Here is a 23,378-nt window from a genome sequence, read left to right as displayed (position 1 = left end):
GGGTGTACGCAGTCGTACCGATGCCGGGGGTCGCGGCTCCCGCCTACGGTCCTGGCATGTCCGTGGAGATCACGCCCGACGCCGTACCCGTCCGATCCGCCGCCGCCCGGGTGGGGCAGGCCGCGGGGATCGGCTGTGCCGCGCTCGTCGCCGTGCCGCTGTTCCTCGGGCTCGCCCTGCTCGTCTGGCTCGCGCTGGTGACGAAGGACGCGTCGGACTTTCCCCGGGTCGCGCCCCAGGAGATGGCGGACCGGGCGGCCGCGAACTCCCAGGAGGCGTACGGGGTGCTGGGGTTCACGCGCACGATCCCCCACGGCGTCGCGGATCTCGGGGTCTCCGCCGAGAACACCCTGAGCTCCGACCTCTGCTACCGGGGCGGGCTGACGGACGAGGTCGTCGACGGGGCCTACACCCTGAGCCACAGCTGGGCGCTCGACCACGTCACCGCCGGGCAGGCGGTCCCCGGGCTGCGCCGGCTGCGTACGCATCTCGCGGACACCGGCTGGGACATCACGTCCTACCGGGAGAACGTGTCCGGGGACTACTGGAGCCTGTTCGCCTCACGCTCGGACGGTGAGGAGCGGGTGTCCTTCGGCTGGTCCGCGAAGAGCGGCTACTTCAGTGGCGGCTCCGTCACGCCCTGTGCGATGGCTCCCGGCTGGCAGACCGGGGACGGCGACCCCACCGGCGACCTCAGGTGGCCGCCGCCCCTCACCCCGTCCCCCTCACACGTACGGAGCCAGCTCGTCCAGTACCCGTAGTACCTCGGTCTCCCCCGCCGGAGGCAGCTGCACGACCGCCTCCTCGATGCCCAGCTCCCCGTAGTACTCAAGTTTTCCCCGGGTAGGCACTACGGCGTACGGCACGACCTCCAGCTCCGCCGGTTCCCGCCCCGCCTCCGCCCACGCCGCGCGCAGCGCCGGCAGCGACTCGCCGAGCCCGCGTCCGCCGATCGGGAGCCAGCCGTCGGCGTACTCGCAGATGTGGGCGAACAGCTTGGGCCCGGCGCCGCCGCCGATGAGGGTGCGGGGCCCGACGACCGGCCCGCGCGGCTTGCGCACCGGTTTGGGGTACGCCAGGGACGGCCGTACGCTCCCGAACTCGCCCTCGTACCCGGTCGGTTCGTCGGACCACAGGGCCCGCATCAACGCCATCCGGTCCCGCACCAGTTCCCGCCGGGTCCGCCACTCGACCCCGTGGTCGGCGGCCTCCTCGACGTTCCACCCGTACCCGAGCCCGAGCGTCAGCCGCCCGCCGGACAGATGGTCGACGGTGGCGATCTGCTTGGCGAGGTCGATCGGGTCATGCTGGGCGACGAGCGTGATCCCGGTCCCCAGCCCCAGCCGCTCGGTCACGGCGGCGGCCTGCGCGAGCCCCACGAACGGGTCCAACGTCCGCGTGTACTCCCTGGGTAGCCCCCCACCTGCGGGGTACGGCGTAACTCTCTCGACCGGGATGTGCGTGTGCTCCGGCAGATAGAGCCCGGCGAACCCCCGCTCCTCCAGCTCCCGCGCGAGACGCGTGGGAGTGATGGTCTCGTCGGTGAGGAAGATCGTGACCGAGATACGCATACGACGGCCTTTCCGGATGTACGGCGGTGCGGGCGAGGATGCCGCCCTCATCTGTACCCGGAACTACCCGAACTGTCCATACCGACCGGTCGGAATCACAGGGAGTCGGCGTGGCTCATACCTGCCCCCATCCGGACGGCCTCGCACCCCGATTCCCTTGGCTTCCCCCGGAGTTCACCCCTCTCCCCCACACTGACCCCATGTGCGACGACGCTCACGAGATCGGCAGACGTGCCCTGTTCGTGACGGGTGCTGCTGCGGCGATGACTGTCGGGGGGATGAGTTTCGCCTCCGCCGAGGGACAAGGGCAGGCGACGAAGAGCCTGCGAGGGACGTTGCCCACGGGGGCGCCGGACTTCGTGTACGTGCCGGTCGAAGTTCCGGCGGCGGTACGCGAGTTGAGGGTGGCGTACAGCTATGACCGGCCGGCCGTGCCCACCGGGACCGCCGGGAACGCCCTGGACATCGGGCTGTTCGACGAGCGCGGTACGGAGTTGGGCGGGCGGGGCTTCCGGGGGTGGTCCGGCGGGGCCCGTACGGAGTTCTTCGTGCGGGCGGACGACGCGACTGCGGGGTACGTCCCGGGGCCGATCCGCGCGGGTACGTGGTACGTCGCACTGGGGCCGTACACCGTGGCCCCGCAGGGGCTGGCGTACGAGATCACCGTCACTCTCACGTATGGGGCACCAGGTCATACCCCCAGGCCCGTCTATCCGCCGGAGCGCGCGCGGGGCCGGGGACGTGCCTGGTACCGGGGCGACTGCCACCTGCACTCCTGGTACTCCGACGGCCGCCGCACCCCCGCCGAGATCGCGGCGCTGGCGCGGGCCGCCGGGCTGGACTTCATCAACACCTCCGAGCACAACACCCATGCGGGGCACGGGCATTGGGCCGACCAGGCCGGCGACGACCTGCTGATCCTGCTCGGCGAGGAGGTCACCACCCGCAACGGCCACGTCGTCGCACTCGGCACCGACCCCGGCACGTTCGTCGACTGGCGCTACCGGGCCCGCGAGAACCGGTTCGGACGGTTCGCCCGGCAGATCCGCCGCGCGGGAGGGCTCGTCGTCCCCGCGCACCCGCACGCCACCTGCATCGGCTGCGCCTGGAAGTTCGGGTTCGGCGAGGCGGACGCGGTGGAGGTGTGGAACGGCCCCTACACCCCGGACGACGAGGTCGCGGTCGCCTCCTGGGACGCGACGCTGGTCGCCGCCGTGCGGGAGGGCCGCGACTGGCTCCCGGCGATGGGCAACAGCGACGCGCACCGCGACCCGGACGTGGTGGGACTGCCCCAGACCGTGGTCCTCGCGGACGACCTGACCCGGCAGGCGATCCAGGAGGGCATCCGCGCCGGACGGTCGTACATCGCGGAGTCCCAGGGCGTCTCGGTCGCCCTCACCGTCACCGGCCCGCGCGGGGAGCACGCGGGTATCGGGGAGCGGCTCGCGGTCGCGCCGGATACCCCTGTGGTCGTACACGTGGAGGTCTCAGGGGTGACGGGCTGCACGGTCCGGCTCGTCACCGACGAGGGCGTCCTGTTCACCGGCGGCCCCGTCGGCGGCTCGGGGACGGGGGTCTTCGAGTGGCGTACGACACCGTCATACGCGGCGTACGTACGGGCGGAGGTCCGGCATCCGGCGACGTCGGCGCCGCTGCCGGGACCGTTGGCGGCGCTGACCAACCCGGTGTTCCTGGGGCGCGGGCGGGGCTGAGCAGCGCGGGGTCGGCCGGGGTGGCGCGCGGTGCGGAGACCTCGGAGGGAGAATCGGTGGGGATACCTGAGAGGTACCGGACCACACGCGTCGCACCCCTGCCCCTCGCCCACCGCCCCCAGCTCCCGCCCCGACCAGTCAGGCCCCCCATGCCCACCCTCACCGACCGCCGCTTCCGGATCACCACCGCCGTGCAGCGCCGCCTCAACCCGCTCATCCGCAGGCTCCCGCTCCAGCCCGTCCTGGAGACCACCGGCCGTACCTCCGGACTACCCCGCCGCACCCCGCTCGGTGGCCGCCGGATCGGGGACTCCTTCTGGCTGGTGTCGGAGTTCGGGGACCGCTCGCAGTACATCCGGAACATCAAGGCCGACCCGAGGGTCAGGGTCCGCATCCGGGGCCGCTGGCACGCCGGTACGGCGCACATCCTCCCGGACGACGACGCGGTGGCCCGGCTGCGCAGTCTGCCGAGGCTGAACAGCACGGCGGTACGAGTCCTGGGGACCGACCTGCTGACGGTACGGGTGGACCTCCACACGGACTGACCTCGGTCAGACCCGCGCCCCGGTCACCCCCGTACCCGGGCAGTACCCGTGTAGTACCCGCACCACCTCACCCCGGCAGCCTCACCCCCTCGCCCGCGCCCCCTTCACCCCGCCCGCCGGTACAGGTCCTCCACCAGTTCCACCACCGCCTCCGGCACCCGCAGCGTGGGGAAGTGGTCGCAGTGGCTCTCCCGCACCAGCCGGCACCCGGGGATCAGCGAGGCGATGACCTCGTTGCGCTTGACGACGACCGGCTGGTCCAACTCCCCCAGCAGCAGCGAGCACGGCATGGACAGCTCGCCCAACCGCTCGTAGCAGGAGGGAAGTTGGTCTTCGTGCGCGTACGAGGTGAACCACCCGGGCAGCACCGCCCGCAGCAACCGCCATGCCTCGCGGTCGGGCGGCGTCCCGGCCCTCCCCCACCACGTCATGCCAAGATCCGCCAGCCCGTCGAGATCCCCGGCGAGCGCCAACGGCTCGACCTGCGCGGCGAGTTCGGGCGGATCGGGCTCGGGGTATCCGGCCACTCCGGGGACGAGCAGCCCCAGCGCGGCGATCTGCTCGGGGTGGTCCAGCGTGTAGGCGACAGCGGTGGACCCGCCCATGCTGTTGCCGACCAGCACGGCACGCTCCACGCCGAAGTGGTCGAACACGACGGCGAGATCGAGGTCCTGCCGGTACGAGGAGGTCGGCGCGGGGGACCGCCCGTACCCCCGGACGTCGTACCGGATGACCCGGTGGCGCTCGGCGAGCGGGCCGAGCACGGGCTCCCAGATCTCGGAGGACCCGACGCCGGGGTGCAGCAGGACCAGGGGCGGCCCGTCGCCGTCGCCCCGCTCCTCGGCCCAGACCTCGCCGCCGTCGACCGCGATCATGACGCCCGCTACATCACCCATGCCCCGATACTGCCCCATACGGCGGCATCGCGCCCGGCGGAAAACGGACGGTGACCGCCCTCGGAAACAAGCCGCGCACACCGGCCGTACTCCGGTCGCACGCCCCACGACGGCCCCCGCACGCCCTACCCCGGACCGAGCCCCACCACCTCACCCGGCGGCGCCCCCTCACCCCGGCCACACGATCGCCTGCACCTCGCTGTACGCATGCAGCGCGTACGACCCGACATCCCGCCCGACCCCGCTCCTCTTGAACCCCCCGAACGGCGCCTCCATGTTCCGCCCGACGGTGTTGACCCCGACTCCCCCGGCCCGCAGCCGCCGCGCGACGCGGAACGCGCGGGCGACGTCACCGGACCAGACGTAGTCGATGAGCCCGTACTCGGAGTCGTTGGCGAGGGTGATCGCCTCCTCCTCGTCGTCGAAGGGGAGGACGGCGACGACGGGCCCGAAGATCTCCTCGCGGACGGCCCGCATGTCGTTGGAGCAGTCGGCGAGGACGGTCGGCCCGAGGTAGAAGCCCCGCTCGGGAAGGTCAACAACCTTGCCCACCAGGGGCGTTGCCCCCTCCCTGACGGCCGACTCGACGTACGCCCGCACCCGGTCGCGGTGGGCGGCGCTGATCACCGGCCCCATGACGGTCCCGGCCTCCCGGGGGTCCCCCAGCGTCAAACGCCCGGCGTAGGCGACGAGTTGCTCAACAAGCCTGCCGTACACACCCCGTTGGACAAGCACCCGGGTGGGCGCCGTGCAGATCTGCCCGCTGTAGAAGGAGAACGTCGTCCCGATCCCCGCGACCGCCGAGCCCAGATCCGCGTCGTCGAACACCAACGCCGCGCCCTTGCCGCCGAGTTCCATGAGCTGGCGTTTCATGCCCCGCCCGCACACCTCGGCGATCCGTACGCCGACGGCGGTGGACCCGGTGAAGCTGACCATGTCGACGTCGGGGGAGGAGACGGTCGCCTCCCCGACCTCGACCGCCTCTCCGGAGACCACGTTCACGACGCCGGGCGGCACCCCGGCCGCCTCCAGGATCTCCGCCATCCGGTAGACGGAGAGCGGGTCTTGGGGTGCGGGTTTCACGACGACCGTGTTGCCCATGGCGAGTGCGGGCGCGATCTTCCCGGCGGGGTTGGCCCAGGGGTTGTTGTAGGAGGTGATGCAGGTGACGACGCCGACGGGCTGCCGGATCGCGAGCGCGCCCATCACGGCGGCCTTCCCCATCGGCCCGGCCTCGTTGATCTGCGGGGCGATGGCCCACTCGGTGGGTTCGACGTGGCTGTAGCGCCTGAACCGGGCAGCGGCGACGCCGAGTTGCATGCCACGGACGGTCGGGACGGTCGCCCCGGTCTCGGCGCACGCGAGGCCGGTGAGGTGCGCGCGCCGGGCCAGGATGAGGTCGGCGGCGCGGGCCAGGACGGCCGCCCGCTCCTCGGGGCGGGTCCGCGACCAGCTCTCGAACGCCGAACTCGCCGCCGCGCAGGCGTCCTTGGCCTGTGCGGCGGACGCCTCGGGCGCGAGGCCGACGACGTCCTCGGTCGCGGGGTCGATCACCTCGTAGTGCCCGCCGTCCGGTTCGACCCACTCTCCGGCGACGAACAGCCGCTGTCCGTCGGTCACTTGGTGCTCACCGTGCGCGTGTCGGTCCCGGAGCGCAGCACCTTGCCGGGTACGGCTCCGGTGACGACGTCGTCGCGGATGGACTCGACTCCGTTGACCCATACGGCCGTTATACCGATCGCCTTGGAGTCGAGCCGGGGACTGTCGCCCGGCAGGTCGTGGACGAGGGTGGCCTTCGCGGCGTCGATGCGTTCGGGATCGAAGAGGACGAGGTCCGCGTGGAACCCCTCCTCCACACGCCCCCGTTGACGCAGCCCGAAGAGCTGGGCGGGGTCGTCGGTGAGCATCTTCACCGCCTGCTCCAGCCCGACCAGCTTGCGTCCGCGCAGGCAGTCGCCGAGGAAGCGGGTCGTGTACGGCGCCCCGCACATGCGGTCGAGGTGCGCGCCGGCGTCGGAGCCGCCGAGGAGGACGTCCTCGTGCCGCCAGGTCTCCGCCCGAAGCGCCCAGGAGGCGGGGTCGTTGTCGCGCGGCATCGGCCAAAGAACCGTACGCAGACGGTCGTTGGAGCAGATCTCGACGAGGGTCGCGAAGGGGTCCTGGCCGCGCTCGGCGGCGATGTCGCGGACGACGCGCCCGGTGAGGCCCTCGTTCTGAGGGCTGTAGGTGTCGCCGATGACGTACCGCCCGAAGTCGGCGAGCCTGCGGAAGACGCCCGCCTCCTTGGACCGGGCGCGGCGCAGGAGTTCGGCGCGGACGTCGGGGTCGGCGAGCTTCTCGATGCGTTCGGGGACGGGCAGTCCGAGGACCGGGCCCCAGCCGGGGATGAGGTTGAGCGCGCAGAACGTGCCGAGGGACATGTTCATCGGGGTGAGGATCGGCATGGTGAGGGCCACGATGCGGCCACCGGCCTTGCGGGCGCGCTCACTTGCGTGCAGTTGCCGGGGGACGCGGTCGGGGACCTCGGCGTCGATCGTGAGGACGTTCCAGTTGATCGCCCGTCCGGCGGCGGCGGACATGTCGACGAGGAGGTCGATCTCGGCGTCGCTGAACTGGTCGAGGCAGCCGGCCACGATGGCCTCGATCTGGGTGCCCTCGTGTTCGCCGACCGCCCTGGAAAGGGCGATGAGTTCGGCGGGCAGCGCGTGCCGGGAGGCGACCGGCCGGCCGTCGCCGTCGGAGTGGGTGGTGGACTGGGTGGTGGAGAAGCCCCAGGCTCCGGCGTCCATCGCGTCGTGCAACAGACCGACGATGTCGGCGAGTTGCCGGTCGGACGGCCGGCCGCCCACCGCGTCGGCGCCCATCACGTGCCGCCGCAGGGCGCAATGCCCCACCATGAAACCGGCGTTGACGGCGATCCGCCCCTCCAGGGCGTCGAGGTACTCCCCGAAGGAGTGCCAGCTCCAGGGCGTCCCCTCCTCCAGGGCGACCAGCGACATGCCCTCGACCTTGGACATCATCCGCCGTGTGTAGTCGGCGTCTTCGGGCCGCGCGGGGTTGAGGGGGGCGAGGGTGAAGCCGCAGTTCCCGGCGGCGACGGTGGTGACGCCGTGGTTGAGGGAGGGGGTGGCGTAGGGGTCCCAGAAGAGCTGGGCGTCGTAGTGGGTGTGCGGGTCGACGAAGCCGGGGCACAGAACGAGGCCGGTGGCGTCCTCGACTGTCCTGGTTTCCTCGGTGACTTCGCCGACGACCGCGATCCGGCCGCCCCGGATGCCGACGTCGGCGATCCGGGCCGGGCCACCGGAGCCGTCAACTACCGTGGCCCCTTTGATGACGTGATCGAGCATCAGCTCTCACGCCCCCTGACGGAACCGTGTCGTCCGGTGCACGGGGTCCGTGTCGATCTTCGGGATGACGTGCTCGCCGATGAGCCGGATGGTCTGGAGGGTCTGTTCCTTCGGTACGCCCACCGGGAGCCCGAAGCTCAGCTGGTCGGCGCCGGCCTGCTCCCAGCGCTTGCACTGCCGCAGCACCTCGTCCGGGTCGCCGCAGATCAACAGCTCTTCCTCGATGAGGAGTTCGACGAACTCGGGGGTGTACTCGGGCAGTGTCTCGGGCCAGACCGGGAAGCCCTCGGGGCGCGGGAAGGTGTCGTGGTAACGGAAGACGAGCGACGGCAGGTAGTGCAGTCCGCCGCTGACCGCGACCTGGATCGCCTCGTCGTGCGTGGGCGCGCAGATCGCCGTGGTCGTCACCATCACGTTGTCGTTGACGAAGTCCCCGACCGGTTCGGCGTCCACGATCGCCGTCTTGTACTGCTCCAGCACCCATTCCATGTCGGAGACCTTCTGGATGCTGAACCCCAGGACGCCCAGGCCCTTCCGGGCGGCCATCGCGTACGACGGGGGCGAGCCGGCCGCGTACCACATGGCCGGGTGGGACTTGCCGTACGGCTTCGGCAGGACCTTCCTCGGCGGCAACTGCCAGTGTTTGCCCTGGAATCCGGCGTACTCCTCCTGGAGCCACATCTTGGGGAACTCCGCGATGGTCTCCTCCCACAGCTCCTTCGTGTGGTTCATGTCGGTGACGCCCGGCATGAACCCGAGGATCTCGTGGGACCCGGCGCCGCGTCCGCTGCCGAACTCGAAGCGGTTGCCGGTGAGATGGTCGAGCATGGCGACCTTCTCGGCGACTTTCACGGGGTGGTTGACCGGCGCGAGCGGGTTGAAGATCCCGGAGCCGAGGTGGATCCGCTCGGTGGCGTGCGCGAGGTAGCCGAGGAACACCTCGTTGGCGGACAGGTGCGAGTACTCGTCGAGGAAGTGGTGCTCCGACGCCCAGGCGTACTTGAAGCCCGACCGGTCCGCCTCGATGACGTACTCGGTCTCCTCCATCAGCGCCTTGTGCTCCGCCAGCGGGTCCGTCTCGCCCCGCTTGCCGACATATCCCTGAACAAAGAGCCCGAATTCCAAGGAGGTTCACCGCCCCAAGACTGTTTCTGACGGACCGTCAGTCAACGAACTGCCGCCGACTCTGGCACCAGCCCCCGTAAGCGTCAATAGCTGACGAGTCGTCAGATGACGGAGACCCCCGCCAGCCAGCCACCGTCGATCACGAACGGCTGCCCCGTGATGTACGAGGAGTCCGCCGACGTCAGGAACAGCGCGAGGCGGGCCACCTCCTCGGGGCGTCCGATGCGGCCGAGGGGAACGAGCTTGCGGTACAGGCCGTCGAGCGCCTTCGAGGTCTCCTCGGGGTCCGAGCCCGGGTCCAGGAGCGAGGGGTTGGACATGGCCGTGTCGATCGCGCCGGGGCAGATCGCGTTGACGCGTATACCCCGGGGCGCCAGCTCCAGGGCGGCGACCCGGGTCAGCCCGAGGATCGCGTGCTTGCTCGCGGCGTACGCGCCGACCGCCGCCATGCCCGTGATCGCCGTGTACGAGGCGGTGTTGACGATCGTGCCGCCGTCCGCGAGGTCGGGGGCGACCGTCTTGATCCCGAGGAAGCAGCCGACCTGATTGACCCGCACGACCTGCATGAACTCGTCGAGGGGCGTGTCCGTGAGGGCGTTGAAACGCAGGATGCCGGCGTTGTTGACGAGGCCGTCGAGGCGGCCGTACGCCCGCTTGGCGGCGTCGGTCGCCGCGCACCAGGAGTCCTCCTCGCGGACGTCCAAGTGCACGTACAGGGCGCCGAGTTCGGCGGCGAGGGCCGCGCCCTGTTCGTCCAGGACGTCGGCCACGACGACCCGCGCCCCCTCGGCCGCGAAGAGCCGCGCCTCCTGCTCGCCCTGCCCTCGGGCCGCGCCCGTAACGATGACGACCCGGCCGTCCAACTTGCCCGTGCTGTCCATGGGACCCCCTCGGCATCGGTGGAGGTCAGCATCGTAACGCCGTACCTGATGAAGCGTCAGATACCTGTACGGCCGTTGCGTGAGCAATGTCACAGACCTGCGAGTCGGGATATTTGACCCTGTCGGCACCCATCGAAAGCCTTCGATAATCCTGGCGCGGAGGACAAAGAAGTCGCCAAGGAAGGGACAAGGCATGGCCAAGAGAAAGCTCCGGAACAAGAAGGTCCGATACGTCGCGATAGGTGCCGCGCTGGCGACCGGAGGCGCCATCATCACCCTGCTCCCCTCGGCGAACGCCGCCGACGAGCAGAAGACGCCGGAGCAGATCATGACGATGTGCGAGCGTTCGGCCGTGCTCAACGGGAAACAGCGCTCGGTCAGCGACTTCAACGGAGGGTTCGCCGACGGGTTCCAGGCCGACAACTGTGATTTCGTCGAGACGAACTTCGAGACCTTCGACGGCCCCACCGAGAAGGCGTCGATCGACTTCCCGAACTGCGAGCCGGGCGCCACGGAACCGTCCAAGGTGAAGATCGGCTGGACGGCGACGGTGGCCCAGGGAGAAGGAAAGTACACCGTGACCCAGCAGGGCGGCGGTGGCGGTCTTTTCGGTGCCATCAGCGGTTCGTGGGTGAAGCACAAGGGCACCTTGGACATGACCGTGGATTCGGCGACCGCCAGCGACACGGAAGAGCGTGAGGTTCCGGCCGGCAAGGTGCTGCACATGGAATTCACGCCGAAGATGCAGCGGATGACCGGCGAATGGCGCGTACGGATCGACGCGCGCTCGGCGACGACCGTCACGAACGCCACTCCGGAGAAGAACTTCGTCGCCCCGGACGTCGTCGAGGGCCCGCACATGCTGCCGGGCGCGGCCGGAGCGCCGGGCGTCGTCGACGGCGTGTCCAAGGCCGTCCTCGAAGACTGCTGAACCCTTTCCACCAGCCACTTCACCCCCTGGAGACCGTCATGGGCACCCGCACCAGAAAGCACCGCAGCCGCAAGAAGCGCATCACCCTGGCCCTCGCCCCGGTGGCCGCGCTCGCCGTCGCGATCCCGCTGATGAACTCCGCCGGCGCGGCGACGCCCAACGAGGTGTCGGCCGACTGCGCGGCGGATTCCGACAAGCTGGAGAACTGCGAGTTCGTCGACGTCCAGTTCAAGGCGAACAGCCTGGGAGCGAATGAGCGGGTCTCTCCCGTGACGAACAACTGCGGAAACACGACGGCGGCGTCGAAGGAGTTCGCGGTCAGCACCTCGGTGACCCGCAGCATCGAGCTGGAGGACGGCTTCACCGTGGAGGGCGGAACGAAACTCGCGAGTTCCGTCTTCGAGGTCGGTGTCCAGTTCTCCACCTCGGAGATCAACATCACCCGTGACGAGAAGACGACGGGCCTGAGTTTCTCGCGCACCGACACCGTCCAGCCCGACAGCATCGCCTTCTTCATGTGGTCGGCGAAGCGCACGGACGTGAGTGGATTCCTGCGCGCCACGTACAAAGAAGCCCAGGACGGACAGAAAGTCTTCTTCTCCCCGAGCGAAGGCGCCACGTCCGTGCACGTCTTCTATCCGCAGATCCTGAAGAACGGAACTCCGGACGGACGTCTGTGGCTGCGGAACGTGAAGTGCGGAACGCCTCAGGCGAACGGCATCCTGAACTCCGAGAACAGCATCCGGGTGGAGCCCGGACTCGACGAGGGCGGCACCAATGTGACGGACGTGGAAATCCCGGTGACGGAGATCAGCCAGTCCTAGCGGCGGACGTTCTCAGAAGCGAAGCACGGGCGTGGCACCCAGCCAGCGCAGGACCGCGTCCGTGCTTCCCCGCGCGTCGAGCTTCGCGTAGATGTTGCTGAGGTTGTTGCGCACGGTCTTCTCGCTGAGCCGCAGCCGCAGTCCGATCTCCTGGGCGCCGAGCCCGGTCGACAGCAGCTCCATGATCTGCCGTTCGCGCGGCGAGAGAAGGGCCCGCAGGCGCTCCACCGCGTCCCCTCCGGTGGGCGCCTCGCGGGCTCCCTCGCGCAGCGCCGCGCAGGCCGCCGGGGACAGGTAGGTGTGGCCGACGGTGGCCGCCATCACGGCCGAGGAGAGCATGCAGGTGCAGTAGTCGCCGTCGACCAGGTAGCCCGCGCCGCCGCGGAACACCTCGACGACGGTCTCGACGTCCCGCCGCCCGCTGACGACGATGACGGGCACCCCGCGCCCGGCCAGCGCGCCGGTCAACTCCGGGAGGGCGTGGGCGGGTTCGACGCAGCTGAGCAGGACGACGTCCAACGGCGTGTCCGCCAGCTTCCGGTAGGGCGGGTCTACCTGCCAGACCCGGCCCACGTACGAGTCGTCCGGCGCGGGCCAGTCGGCGTGCGGCCAACTGGTGCCCTCCGCGCAGGCGAGAGCGACGGAGAGTCTTTCGGAGGAGCTCACTGTGGGGGGTCCTTCCGCCGGAACAGCGACGTCCGTACGTTCGTACATACGCTGACCGGCGTGGACATGTTCAAAGATTCAAGAGAGCTGCCTCACAGACCCCAGCAGCGGGGCCACCTCGGCGCCGAACAGCCGTATCTGGTCGGTGAGTTCGTCGACGGAGCGGCTCCTGAACCTGACTTGGACCTGGTCCACTCCCAACTGCCCGAACTCGTTGAGGGAGTCGGCCAGTTCACCGGGGCTCCCGGTGAGCGTACGACGGCCGACGTCCCAGTCCGGCGTCCCGACGTACAGCGGCTCGGCGATCGCTCCGACGGTGAACTCGCCGCCGTCGCCGCGCAGTCGGCGGATCTCCTCGATCTGCGCGGGCAGCCGGTCGCGCGGATCGCCCTGCGGCAGCCAGCCGTCGCCCTTGAGGGCGGCCCGGCGGATCGCGGCCGGTGATGAGCCGCCGACCCAGACCGGGACGTGCTGCTGGGCGGGCCGGGGGCGCTGGCCGAGATCCTCGTAGTCGTACAACTCGCCGTGGTGGCCCACGAATTCGTCGGGTCCCAGCGCCGTGCGCAGGGCGTCGAGGGTCTCGTCGAGTACGGCGCCCCGGCGGGCGAAGTCGACGCCGAGCGCCGCGAACTCCTCCGGGACGTGGCCCGCGCCGACGCCGAGGATCAGCCGGCCGCCGGAGAGGTGGTCGAGGGTGGCGTACTGCTTGGCGGTGAGCAGGGGGTGGCGCAGGGCGGCGATCGCGACGTGGCTGAGGAGCCGGACACGGGTCGTGACGGCGGCGAGGTGGGCGAGGGTGGCGACGGGGTCGTACCAGACCGTGCCCATCGCGTCCGCGAGGCCGCGCGGGATCGCGACGTGGTCGCAGCAGGCGACGTACGCGAACCCGGACTCGTCGGCGGCGCGGGCCACCGCCACCAACTCCCTTGGTCCGGCGGCTGGTTCCCAGGGTTCGACGTAGATACGGCTCTGGGACTGGACGGGGAGCTGGATGCCGTGGGCGAGGCGGCGGGTCATCGCGGGCCCGGCCACAGGCCGGCCTCGGTCAGGCCGAGCAGGTCGATGGCGTTGCGGCGGACGATGCGGTCGACGACGTCGGCGTCGAGGTGGCCCATCTGGGCCTCGCCGACCTCCTTCGACTTCGGCCAGGTCGAGTCGGAGTGGGGGTAGTCGGTCTCGTAGAGGACGTTGCCGACGCCGATCGAGTCGAGGTTGCGCAGGCCGAACGCGTCGTCGAAGAAACAGCCGTAGACGTGGTCGGCGAAGAGTTCCGACGGCGGGCGGTGGACCTTGTCGGCGACGCCGCCCCAGCCCCGGTTCTCCTCCCAGACGACGTCGGCGCGCTCCAGGATGTAGGGGATCCAGCCGATCTGCCCCTCGGCGTACATGACTTTGAGGTTCGGGAAGCGTTCGAACTTGCCGCTCATCAGCCAATCGACCATGGAGAAGCAGCAGTTGGCGAAGGTGATGGTCGAACCGACCGCCGGGGGCGCGTCCTTGGAGGTGGACGGCATGCGGCTGCTGGAGCCGATGTGCATGGCGATGACGGTGCCGGTCTCGTCGCAGGCGGCGAGGAAGGGGTCCCAGGCGTCGGAGTGCACGGACGGCAGGCCGAGGTGGGGCGGTATCTCGGAGAACGCGACGGCGCGCACCCCGCGCGCGGCGTTGCGGCGGACCTCGGCGGCGGCCAACTCGGCGTCCCACAGCGGGATCAGGGTGAGCGGGATCAGCCGGCCGCGCGCCTGCGGGCCGCACCACTCCTCGACCGTCCAGTCGTTGTACGCCCGCACGCACGCCAGGCCGAGTTCGCGGTCGCTCGCCTCGGTGAAGGTCTGGCCGCAGAAGCGCGGGAAGGTGGGGAAACAGACCGCGGACTGGACGTGGTTGACGTCCATGTCGGCGAGGCGGGCGGGCACGTCGTAGGAGCCGGGCCGCATCTCGTCGTAGGTGATGACCTCCAGCCGGATCTCGTCGCGGCTGAAGCCGACGGCCGTGTCGAGGCGGGTGAGGGGGCGCCTGAGGTCCTCGAAGAGCCACCAGTCGCCGAGCGGGCCCTCGTCGCCCTTCTCGCCCATCACGGGCTTGAAGTGGCCGCCCAGGAAGGTCATTTCCTTCAGCGGGGCGCGGACGACGCGTGGGCCGGTGCCGAGGAACTTCTTCGGGAGGCGGTCCTGCCAGACGCGCGCGGGTTCGACGGTGTGGTCGTCGACGGAGATGATCAGCGGGAACTCTGTCGTGTTCTCCATGCCGGCCACGGTAGCGCCGATCTGACGGGTCGTCAGCTCCCGGTGCGGCAAAGGGCGTTCCCTCGGCCGCGGCGGCTCCCCCTCCGTGCCACCGCGGCCGTCCCCCGGATCCCCCCTCCGACTCCCCCGTGGAGTGGAACTCCCGTCCGGCTACTCCCCCGTGAGTCGCCGGACGGGCTGCAACGACCTCGGCCGTTCCCCCCGGTCCGGCCGTTCGTTGGTAAGAGCATGTCAGGGGGCGATAAACGTTCCATGAACGTCCGCTTCCGTATTGAGCGAAGGCCCGGACCGCCCGGGTACTACCTCCTGAGAGCTACCTCCCAGGTAGTCCCTCCCGGGTATGCCCTACGCCGCCACCGAGAGCTTCAGCAGCCCCCGTACCTCCTCCGCCTCCGGCGCCCGCAGCTCCTCGTAGATCCCCAGCGCCTCCGTCCAGCACACGTGCGCCCGCCCGGCCTGCCCCAAGCCGCTCAGGGCCCGCCCGAGGACCGTGAGGACCAGCCCCCGGCGCCACTCCCCGCCGATGCCGCGCAGGGCGGTGAGCGCGAGGTCGGCGTGGGCGGCGGCCTGCGCGGGGCGGTGCGCGGCGAGGTCGACCTCGGCGAGCCGGAAGAGGGTCATGCCCTCCCACAGCCGCTGCCTGCTGTCGCGGAAGACGTCGAGCGCGTCGCGCAGGATGTCCGCGGCCGTGGTGAGCAGCCCGCTCTCGGTGAGCGCTAGCCCGAGCGCGTACCGCCCGTTGGCGCCGCGCAGGGCGTTGCCGGTCCGGTCGTAGATCCCGATGCCCTGGTGGGCCAGCGTCACCGCGCTCTCCACCCGGCCGGTCGCGAGGTGGATGCGGGAGAGGTTGCACAGGACGCTCGCCTCGCCCGCCCTGTTCTCGTTGGCGCGGAAGTTGTCGAACGCGACCGTGAGATGGCGTTCGCCCTCCTCGTGCCGCCCCTGGTAAAGGGCGATGATTCCCCGGGTGTTGGGCGCCCAGCAGCGCGGTACGGGGTCGTCGGCGTCCTCGGTGACCCGCAGCGCCTCGACGGCCGCGGCGTCGGCCCGGTCGAAGCGTCCCGCGACGAGGTGGACGTCGGTCAGGGTGATCAGCGACCGCCCGAGCGCGTGCGGGTCATCGGCCGAACGGGCCTGCTGGAGCGCCTCGTTGGCGGCCACCTCGTACTCGCGGGCGTTGGCCCCGGACTCGGCCAGGTCCTTGGCGACCCACAACAGGTCGACGGCGCGGCGCAGTCGGCCGTCCCCGATGGACTGCCGGACGCAGGACAGCAGGGCGCCCGCCTCGGCGTACAGCCAGTCCTGCGCGTCGTGCCGGTCCTCGAAGTGCAGCCCGGGGTAGGCGGTTTCCTCCAGTTGCTCCACGAGCCGGTCGCCGGGCCGCTCGACCGCGTACACCCCGGCGGCCGTCGCGAGGTAGAAGTCGAGGAGCCGGGTGAGCGCCGACTCCCGTTCCCGGGAGGGGAGTTCGTCGCGTTCGGCACAGGCCCGGGCGTAGAGGCGGACCAGGTCGTGGAAGCGGTAGCGGCCGGGCGCCGCCGACTCCAGGAGCGACGTGTCGACGAGGGACTCCAGCAGGTCTTCGGTGTCGTCCGGTGCCAGGTCCAGGGCGGCGGCCGCGGCGGCGAGGGAGATGTCCGGTCCGTCCGCGAGGCCCAGCAGCCGGAAGGCGCGGGCCTGTGAAGGCTCCAACTGGCCGTACCCCAGCTCGAATGTTGCCTTCACGGCAAGGTCCCCGGCCTGGAGTTCGTCCAACCTCCGTCTCTCGTCGGCGAGTTTGTCCGCGAGGACCGACACCGTCCAGGTGCGGCGGGCGGCGAGCCGGGAGGCCGCGATCCGGATCGCGAGCGGCAGGAAGCCGCAGGCCGCGACGACGTCGAGCGCCGACTCCCGTTCGGAGTCGACGCGTTCGGCGCCGACGATGCGCGTGAAGAGGGCGAGCGCCTCGTGCGGCGCCATCACGTCGAGGTCGACGAGGTGCGCGCCGGCGACGTCCACCAGCCGTGTGCGGGAGGTGACGAGGGCCGCGCAGCCCGCCGTACCGGGCAGTAACGGCCTTACCTGGGCGGCGTCCCGGGCGTTGTCGAGGAGGACCAGGATGCGGCGGCCGTCGAGCAGTGAGCGGAACAGTGCCGAGCGCTCCTGGAGCGAGTCGGGGATCGCGGGGTCGGCGGTGCCGAGGGCGCGCAGGAACGCGCCGAGGACGGCCTGGGGTTCGGCGGGGCGGGGGCTCGCGCCCTGGAGGTCGACGTACAACTGGCCGTCGGGGAAGGCGTGTCGGGCCTGGTGGGCGACGTGCACGGCGAGTGTCGTCTTGCCGACGCCACCGATCCCGGCGACGGCGGAGACGGCCATCACCCGGTTCTCGTCGCCGGTCTCGGTGACGAGCGCTTCGCCCAGTTCGCGGGCGAGAGTCTCCCGTCCGGTGAAATCCGGTACCGATGCGGGGAGTTGGGCGGGCAGAATACGTACGAGGGGCGTCTCGGTGGCCGGTGCCTCGGGTTCGGCGAGCGTCGGGTCGGCGCGCAGGATGCGTTCCTGCAGGTCGCGCAGGCCGGGCCGGGGGTCGACGCCGAGTTCGTCCGCGAGCAGGCGGCGGGTGTCGGCGTACACGGCAAGTGCCTCCGCCTGGCGGCCACTTCGGTACAGGGCGAGCATGAGCAGCTCGCGCAGGCGTTCCCTGAGGGGGTGTTCGGCGGTGAGGGAGGTCAACTCCGAGACGGCTTCGGCATGTCGGCCCAGTTCGAGGTCCAGGTCGAGGCGGTTCTCGATGAGTTTGAGGCGCAGTTCCTCCAGCCGGACGCGCTGGGAGTCCGCGTAGGGCCCGGGTACGCCCGCGAGCGTCTCGCCCTCCCACAGGCCGAGCGCGTGGTCGAGGCGGTCCCGCGCGGCGCGTACGTCCCCGGCGGCCCACGCCTTCTCGGCGTCCTCGGACAGGGTCCGCGCCGCCGTGAGGTCGAGCCCGACCACGCCGGCCGGGGCCCGCAGCGCGTAGCCCCCGGCGTCGCTGACCAGCATCCGGGACGTCAGGACCTTCCGCAGCCGCGACACGTACGTCCGCAGCGCGGCCAGCGCCTGGGAGGGCGGGTCCTCGCCCCACACCGCGTCGATCAGCTCGGCGGCGGTCACCGTGCGGCCCTCGCGCAGCAGCAACGTCGCGAGCACGGCGCGCTGTTGGGGCGACCCGGTGGGCAGCGGATCGTCGCCGCGCCAGGCCCGTACCGGTCCGAGCACACCGAACCTCAGTCCCGCCACGTCCTCGTCCCGCGCGGGGTCGTGGCGTTCCTGTCTCGGCACGCGCGGTACTCGGTCGTCCATCGCGGTCTCCCTGGGCGCTCCCTGTTGACCTGCCCAGTTTGCCTTGCTGGCACGGGACGCGTCAGCAACGGGAGACACCAAGGGCACGACGGCGCACGGGAGTACACAGGTCCCTCACGGACTCTCCACAACGCCGGGGTGGGTGCGCCGAGGGGCTGCGGCGGTTCTCGCCAACCCCAACGTCAGCTCCGTAGCTGCCCCTTGACGACTTTACCGCTCGCATTCCGGGGCAACTCGCCCACGAATTCCACCACTCGGGGCACCTTGTAGTTCGCCATCTCCCGCCGCGCCCAGGCGATCAGGTCGTCCCCGGTGGCCACGGAACCGGCCCGCCGGACGACGTACGCCTTGCCGACCTCTCCGAGGCGGACGTCCGGTATGCCGACGACGGCGACGTCCGCGACGGCCGGATGCAGACCGAGGAGCTGCTCTATCTCGGCCGGGTACGCGTTGAAACCGCCGACGATGAACATGTCCTTGATCCGGTCGGTGATCCGCAGGTTCCCGGCCTCGTCCAGGACCCCTACGTCCCCGGTACGCAGCCAGCCGTCCGGGGTGACCGCCTCCCGGGTGGCCCTGTCGTCCCCGTAGTACTCACGCATGACGTTGAACCCCCGTACCAGCACCTCCCCGGGCCGCCCGGACGGCAGGGTCCGGCCCACCGTGTCCACCACCCTGACCTCGGTGCCGGGGATCGCCCGTCCCGAGGTCGTCGCGATCACCTCGGGGGCGTCGCCCCGCCGGCACATCGTGACGATGCCGCTCGCCTCGGACAGCCCGTACGCGGTGAGTACGGTCGCCACCCCCAGCTCGTCCCGCAGCCGCTCGACGAGCCTGAGGGGGACGACGGCCGCGCCGGTCACCACCAGCCGCAGCGAGGACAGGTCGTACGACGCCCGCGCGGGGTGGTCCAGGAGCGACTGGTGGAGCGTGGGCGGGCCGGGCAGGACGGTGACGCGCTCGGCCGCGATGTTCGCGAGCGCGGTCGTCACGTCGAACACCGGCTGCGGGATCATCGTCGCGCCCCGCGTCAGGCAGGCGATCACCCCGGCCTTGTAGCCGAACGTGTGGAAGAAGGGGTTCACGATGAGGTACCGGTCCCCCTCGCGCAGCCCGGCGAGTTCGCTCCAGGCGTCGTAGCCGCGCAGGGTCTGTTCGTGGGTGATCACGGCACCTTTGGGGCTACCCGTAGTACCCGAGGTGTAGATGATGTCGGAGGGCGAGGACCCCGTAATACCCCTGGTACCCGTAGTACCCGTAATACCCGTAGTACCTGCGGACTCCCCCTCCCCGCCGGCCAGGAACTCCTTCCACGTCCAGAACCCCGTCGGCGCGTCCTCCGCGAGGACGACGGCCTCCGCCAGCTCCGGCAAGCCGGGCAACGGCCCCTCCCCCGCCCCGCCCCCCGCGGCCCTGCGCAGCGACGCCACGTACGACGTCCCCAGGAACGTCCCCGTCACGAACAGCAGCCGCGCCCCGCTCCTGCGCAGCACATCCGCCGCCTCGCCCCCTTTGAACCGCGTGTTCAGCGGCACCAGCACCCCGCCCGCCGACACCGCCCCGAGCGCCGCGACGATCCACTCCAGCGAGTTCGGCGCCCAGATCCCCACCCGGTCCCCGACCCGCAGCCCGGCGGCGACGCAGGCGGCGGCCGCCCGCTCCACCCGGTCCCCCAACTCCCGGTAGGAGACCCGGACCCGGCCGTCCACCACCGCCTCGGTCTCCCCGAACTCCTCGGCCGACCAGCGCACCAGCTCGGGAATGCTGTGCCACTCCATGAACGCCCCCGACGAGACGGAAGACAGTAGCTGACGATCCGTCAGATTAGCGATAACCTGACGCACTGTCAGCAGGCGAGAACCGTCAGCAGATCTGATCGGAGGGGGACATGGCCGGACTCAAGGACGCGACAGCCATCGTCGGCATAGGCCAGACACGGTTCGCCAAACACCTCCCGGAGGACGAGAGAACCCTCGCCTGCCGGGCCGTCCTCGCCGCGCTGGACGACGCGGGGATCACCCCCGCCGAGGTGGACGCGGTCGCCTCGTTCACGATGGAGGAGACGGACGAGGTCGAACTCGCGAAGGCGGTCGGCTTCGGCGACCTCACCTTCTTCGCCAAGTCCCCGTACGGCGGCGGGGGTTCGTGTGCGACGGTCGCCCACCTCGCCACCGCGATAGCCGCCGGCCAGGCGAGCGTCGGCGTCGCCTGGCGCTCCCGCAAACGCGGCAGCGGCCCCCGCCCCTGGACGAACACGACGGCCCAACTCCCCACCCCCGCCCAGTGGACGCGCCCCTTCGGCCTGCTCCGCCCCGCCGACGAGATCGCGCTCCTGGCCCGCCGCCACATGCACGAGTACGGCACGACCCGCGACCACCTCTTCAACGTCGCCCTGGCCTGCCGCAACCGCGCGAACCAGAACCCGGCCGCGATCATGTACGACCGCCCGCTGACCCGCGAGATGTACATGACCTCGCGCTGGATCAGCGAACCCCTCTGCCTGTTCGACAACTGCCTGGAGACCGACGGGGCGTTGGCCTGCGTGGTGGTCTCGGCGGAGCGGGCCCGCGACTGCCGCCGCACCCCGGTCTACATCCACGCGGCCGCCCAGGGCCTGCCCGCCCAGCACCACGGCATGGTCAACTACTGGAACGACGACCCGCTCACCGGCCCGTCCTGGGCGACGGCCCGACACTTGTGGAAACAGGCCGACTTCACCCCGGATGACGTCCAAGTGGCCCAGATCTACGACGCGTTCACCCCCCTGGTCCCCCTCTCCTTGGAGGGCTACGGATTCTGCGGGCGCGGGGAGGGCGGCGCGTTCACCGAGGGCGGCGCGCTGGAACTCGGCGGGCGGCTGCCGGTCAACACGGGCGGCGGCGGCCTCTCGGAGGCGTACGTACACGGCTTCAACCTCATCAACGAGGGCGTGAAGCAGCTCCGGGGCACCAGCACCGCGCAGGTTCCCGACGCCTCGACGTGCCTGGTCACCGCGGGCGAGGGGGTCCCCACCTCCGCGCTGCTGCTGAGGACGTGAAGAGCCAACCGCACCGGCCCGCACAGGACTTGAGGAGTCCGACCATGCTGACCCCGCTCCACGACACCGACGGCACCCCGTTCTGGGAGTACGCGGCTCAGGGCGAACTCCGCGTCCAGACCTGCGCGCAGTGCGCCGAGCCCCGTTTCCCGCCCCGTCCCTGCTGCCCGAACTGCCAGTCGTTCGCGTCGACTTGGCGGCTCACGTCGGGGCGCGGCCGCATCTGGTCGTACGTGATCCCCCACCCGCCCCTCCTGCCGGACTACGCCGCCCAGGCCCCCTACAACGTCGTCCTGGTCGAACTCGACGACGCCCCCCGTGTCCGCCTCGTCGGCAACGTCGTCGCCCGCCCCGGCGCCCCCCTCAACTCCCTTGCCCCGGAACGGCTTCGGATCGGGGCCCGAGTCCAGGCGGTGTTCCCGGACGGCGGGCTCCCCCAGTGGGTCCTGACGTGACCCCGCGCCTCGACACCGACAAGGAGACCGGCGTCGCGGTGGTCACGCTCGACCGGCCGGCCAGGCTCAACGCGATCGACGTCCCTACGGCCGGACAACTCGCCGAGACCTGGCGCCAGTTACGGTTCGACGACACCGTACGAGCCATCGTCCTCACCGGGACCGGCACCCGCGCCTTCTGCACCGGCCTCGACCGCGACGCCGTCGTCCCGCAGCCCAACTCGCCCTACATGCAGGACGATCCGCTCCTGCGTATCGGCCCCAAGGCCAACGACCTGTGGAAACCGGTGATCGCCGCCGTCGAGGGAATGGCGTGCGGCGGCGCTTTCTATCTGCTGGGCGAGAGCGAGTTCGTGGTGGCGGGGGAAGGCGCCGAGTTCTTCGATCCGCACACGACGTACGGAATGGTCAGCGCGTACGAGTCGGTGCTGATGGCGCAGCGGATGCCGTACGGGGAGGTCGCGCGGATGATGCTGATGGGGACGGCGGAACGGATCTCCGCGCGGCGCGCGTACGAGGTCGGGCTCGTCTCCGAACTCGCCGACACCGGGCGGGCGTTGGCGGTCGCGGTCGAGCGGGCTCGGGTCATCGCCGGGTATCCGCCGGAGGGGGTGCAGGGGACGGTGCGCGCGCTGTGGTCGGCCCGGGAGGCGGCGCAGGCGCAGGGGTTCGCGCAGGCCCCGCATCTGATCTCGCTGGGAAATCTGCCGGACGACCGGCAGGCGCGGCTGTTCACAGAAAGGACGCAGAATTTCCGGATTCGCTGAACAATTTCCCGGACCGCGACCCTGAATTCAAAGGGCGCTGTATTCGTGTATCAGGCACCAACATAAAATAGCCGCATGATCCAGCACCGCACCCTAGAAGTGAACGGCGTCAACCTGCACATCACCGAGGCCGGGAGCGACGGCCCGCTGGTGGTCCTGCTGCACGGCTTCCCCGAGTCCTGGCACTCCTGGCGCCACCAGTTCGCGCCGCTCGTCGACGCCGGTTTCCGCGTCGTCGCCCCGGACCAGCGCGGCTACGGCGCCTCGGACCGCCCGGACGACGTGACCGCGTACAGCATCCTGCACCTGGTCGGGGACGTGGTCGGCCTCATCCACGCGCTCGGCGAACAGACCGCGTTCGTCGTCGGCCACGACTGGGGTGCGCCGGTCGCCTGGCACACGGCGCTGCTGCGGCCGGACGTGGTGCGCGGCGTCGCGGGCCTCAGCGTGGCCCCCACACCGCGCGGCGCCAACCCACCGCTGGAGCTGGTGAAGGCCGCGTACGACGGCCGCTTCTACTGGACGTACTTCAACCAAGTCGGCGTCGCCGACGAGGAGTTCGGGCGGGACCCGAAGGCCGCGCTGCGCCGTTTCGTGTACGCGCTCTCCGGTGACGTCCCGGGCGAGCCCGGCATCCACCAGGCCCTGGTCGAGCCCGGCACGCCCTGGCTGGACCAGTTGCCGGCCGTCCCCGCGCAACTCCCGGACTGGTTCACCGAGTCGGACCTCGACGAGCTGGCCGAGGACTACGCCAAGGGCTTCACCGGCGGCCTCAACTGGTACCGCAACCTCGACCGGAACTGGGAGCTGACAGCCCCCTACGCGGGCGCGTCCATCACGACGCCCGCGCTCTTCGTGTACGGCGACCGCGACCCGGTCGCCTACTTCCCGGGCACCCCCGAACTCATCGCCCACCTCCCGGAGTTGGTGCCGGGCCTGCGCCGCCCGCCGGTCGTGCTGCCGGGCTGCGGCCACTGGACCCAGCAGGAGCGCCCCACCGAGGTGAACGAACTCCTGGTGGAGTTCCTGACCGGACTGCGGGACGAGCAGGCGTAGT

20 protein-coding genes are annotated in these 23,378 nt (G+C 70.9%); 9 read left to right on the top strand and 11 right to left on the bottom strand.

Annotation, left to right across the window (positions count from 1 at the left end):
- Positions 1 to 56: 56 nt before the first annotated feature.
- Positions 57 to 761: a hypothetical protein gene (locus ACLZOT_RS26225; protein ID WP_416971517.1), complete on the top strand. Its 705-nt coding sequence runs from the start codon at positions 57 to 59 to the stop codon at positions 759 to 761.
- Here ACLZOT_RS26225 and ACLZOT_RS26220 read toward each other — a convergent pair.
- Complete coding sequence (locus tag ACLZOT_RS26220) at positions 726 to 1,571, bottom strand: LLM class F420-dependent oxidoreductase (protein WP_416971516.1); 846 nt, start codon at positions 1,569 to 1,571, stop codon at positions 726 to 728. The genes ACLZOT_RS26225 and ACLZOT_RS26220 overlap by 36 nt on opposite strands.
- Before the next feature lie 200 nt (positions 1,572 to 1,771).
- Here ACLZOT_RS26220 and ACLZOT_RS26215 point away from each other — a divergent pair, with 200 nt between their 5' ends.
- Both ACLZOT_RS26215 and ACLZOT_RS26210 read left to right on the top strand, forming a co-directional pair.
- Positions 1,772 to 3,283 (top strand): CehA/McbA family metallohydrolase, encoded by a 1,512-nt coding sequence (locus ACLZOT_RS26215; RefSeq protein ID WP_416971515.1) that lies wholly within the window; start codon positions 1,772 to 1,774, stop codon positions 3,281 to 3,283.
- Between the two features lie 149 nt (positions 3,284 to 3,432).
- A complete protein-coding gene (locus ACLZOT_RS26210) occupies positions 3,433 to 3,828 on the top strand; it encodes a nitroreductase/quinone reductase family protein (protein ID WP_416971514.1) in 396 nt (131 codons plus the stop codon).
- 104 nt (positions 3,829 to 3,932) lie between these two features.
- Here the strand turns inward: ACLZOT_RS26210 and ACLZOT_RS26205 are convergent, their stop codons facing one another.
- From ACLZOT_RS26205 to ACLZOT_RS26185, 5 genes are all read right to left on the bottom strand, one after another.
- Complete coding sequence (locus ACLZOT_RS26205; RefSeq protein ID WP_416971513.1) at positions 3,933 to 4,724, bottom strand: alpha/beta fold hydrolase; 792 nt, start codon at positions 4,722 to 4,724, stop codon at positions 3,933 to 3,935.
- A gap of 168 nt (positions 4,725 to 4,892) precedes the next feature.
- The gene (locus tag ACLZOT_RS26200; RefSeq protein WP_416971512.1) at positions 4,893 to 6,344 is read right to left on the bottom strand and encodes an aldehyde dehydrogenase family protein; all 1,452 of its coding nucleotides are present in this window, start codon (positions 6,342 to 6,344) and stop codon (positions 4,893 to 4,895) included.
- Positions 6,341 to 8,071, bottom strand: coding sequence for an N-acyl-D-amino-acid deacylase family protein (locus ACLZOT_RS26195; RefSeq protein ID WP_416971511.1), 1,731 nt, complete (start codon positions 8,069 to 8,071; stop codon positions 6,341 to 6,343). Before ACLZOT_RS26195 ends, ACLZOT_RS26200 begins: the two co-directional genes overlap by 4 nt.
- Before the next feature lie 6 nt (positions 8,072 to 8,077).
- Positions 8,078 to 9,196, bottom strand: a complete 1,119-nt coding sequence (locus ACLZOT_RS26190; RefSeq protein ID WP_416971510.1) for an LLM class flavin-dependent oxidoreductase — start codon at positions 9,194 to 9,196, stop codon at positions 8,078 to 8,080.
- 101 nt (positions 9,197 to 9,297) lie between these two features.
- Positions 9,298 to 10,077: an SDR family NAD(P)-dependent oxidoreductase gene (locus ACLZOT_RS26185; RefSeq protein ID WP_416971509.1), complete on the bottom strand. Its 780-nt coding sequence runs from the start codon at positions 10,075 to 10,077 to the stop codon at positions 9,298 to 9,300.
- A gap of 193 nt (positions 10,078 to 10,270) precedes the next feature.
- Between ACLZOT_RS26185 and ACLZOT_RS26180 the strand changes: the two genes are divergently transcribed.
- Together ACLZOT_RS26180 and ACLZOT_RS26175 are read left to right on the top strand one after the other, a co-directional pair.
- Positions 10,271 to 11,008, top strand: a complete 738-nt coding sequence (locus tag ACLZOT_RS26180) for a hypothetical protein (RefSeq protein WP_416971508.1) — start codon at positions 10,271 to 10,273, stop codon at positions 11,006 to 11,008.
- Between the two features lie 38 nt (positions 11,009 to 11,046).
- Positions 11,047 to 11,832, top strand: a complete 786-nt coding sequence (locus tag ACLZOT_RS26175; RefSeq protein WP_416971507.1) for a hypothetical protein — start codon at positions 11,047 to 11,049, stop codon at positions 11,830 to 11,832.
- A 12-nt stretch (positions 11,833 to 11,844) separates the two neighbouring features.
- On the opposite strand, the gene ACLZOT_RS26170 is transcribed toward ACLZOT_RS26175, so the two are convergent.
- The 5 genes from ACLZOT_RS26170 to ACLZOT_RS26150 form a co-directional block, all read right to left on the bottom strand.
- Positions 11,845 to 12,498 (bottom strand): LuxR C-terminal-related transcriptional regulator, encoded by a 654-nt coding sequence (locus ACLZOT_RS26170; protein ID WP_416971506.1) that lies wholly within the window; start codon positions 12,496 to 12,498, stop codon positions 11,845 to 11,847.
- A gap of 78 nt (positions 12,499 to 12,576) precedes the next feature.
- Positions 12,577 to 13,515, bottom strand: coding sequence for an LLM class F420-dependent oxidoreductase (locus ACLZOT_RS26165; RefSeq protein ID WP_416971505.1), 939 nt, complete (start codon positions 13,513 to 13,515; stop codon positions 12,577 to 12,579).
- Positions 13,512 to 14,744 carry an amidohydrolase family protein gene (locus ACLZOT_RS26160; RefSeq protein WP_416971504.1) on the bottom strand — a complete coding sequence of 411 codons (1,233 nt, stop codon included), beginning with the start codon at positions 14,742 to 14,744 and terminating at the stop codon, positions 13,512 to 13,514. Before ACLZOT_RS26160 ends, ACLZOT_RS26165 begins: the two co-directional genes overlap by 4 nt.
- 345 nt (positions 14,745 to 15,089) lie before the next feature.
- Positions 15,090 to 18,062 carry a BTAD domain-containing putative transcriptional regulator gene (locus ACLZOT_RS26155; protein ID WP_416971503.1) on the bottom strand — a complete coding sequence of 991 codons (2,973 nt, stop codon included), beginning with the start codon at positions 18,060 to 18,062 and terminating at the stop codon, positions 15,090 to 15,092.
- Positions 18,063 to 18,244: 182 nt separating this feature from the next.
- Complete coding sequence (locus ACLZOT_RS26150) at positions 18,245 to 19,840, bottom strand: FadD3 family acyl-CoA ligase (RefSeq protein ID WP_416971502.1); 1,596 nt, start codon at positions 19,838 to 19,840, stop codon at positions 18,245 to 18,247.
- Between the two features lie 110 nt (positions 19,841 to 19,950).
- Here ACLZOT_RS26150 and ACLZOT_RS26145 point away from each other — a divergent pair, with 110 nt between their 5' ends.
- The 4 genes from ACLZOT_RS26145 (at position 19,951) to ACLZOT_RS26130 (ending at position 23,377) form a co-directional block, all read left to right on the top strand.
- The gene (locus ACLZOT_RS26145) at positions 19,951 to 21,099 is read left to right on the top strand and encodes a lipid-transfer protein (RefSeq protein ID WP_416971501.1); all 1,149 of its coding nucleotides are present in this window, start codon (positions 19,951 to 19,953) and stop codon (positions 21,097 to 21,099) included.
- Positions 21,100 to 21,143: 44 nt separating this feature from the next.
- Positions 21,144 to 21,554, top strand: a complete 411-nt coding sequence (locus ACLZOT_RS26140; RefSeq protein ID WP_416971500.1) for a Zn-ribbon domain-containing OB-fold protein — start codon at positions 21,144 to 21,146, stop codon at positions 21,552 to 21,554.
- Positions 21,551 to 22,321, top strand: coding sequence for an enoyl-CoA hydratase/isomerase family protein (locus ACLZOT_RS26135; protein WP_416971499.1), 771 nt, complete (start codon positions 21,551 to 21,553; stop codon positions 22,319 to 22,321). The genes ACLZOT_RS26140 and ACLZOT_RS26135 overlap by 4 nt, the downstream gene beginning before the upstream one ends.
- Before the next feature lie 75 nt (positions 22,322 to 22,396).
- Positions 22,397 to 23,377, top strand: coding sequence for an alpha/beta fold hydrolase (locus ACLZOT_RS26130; protein WP_416971498.1), 981 nt, complete (start codon positions 22,397 to 22,399; stop codon positions 23,375 to 23,377).
- The last annotated feature ends 1 nt before the right edge of the window (position 23,378 follow it).

It is taken from the genome of Streptomyces sp. 4F14, from assembly GCF_048159485.1.
Taxonomy (GTDB): Bacteria; Actinomycetota; Actinomycetes; order Streptomycetales; family Streptomycetaceae; genus Streptomyces.
Note: the sequence above shows the minus strand (reverse complement) of the source record. Positions and strands in the feature narration are given on the sequence as shown.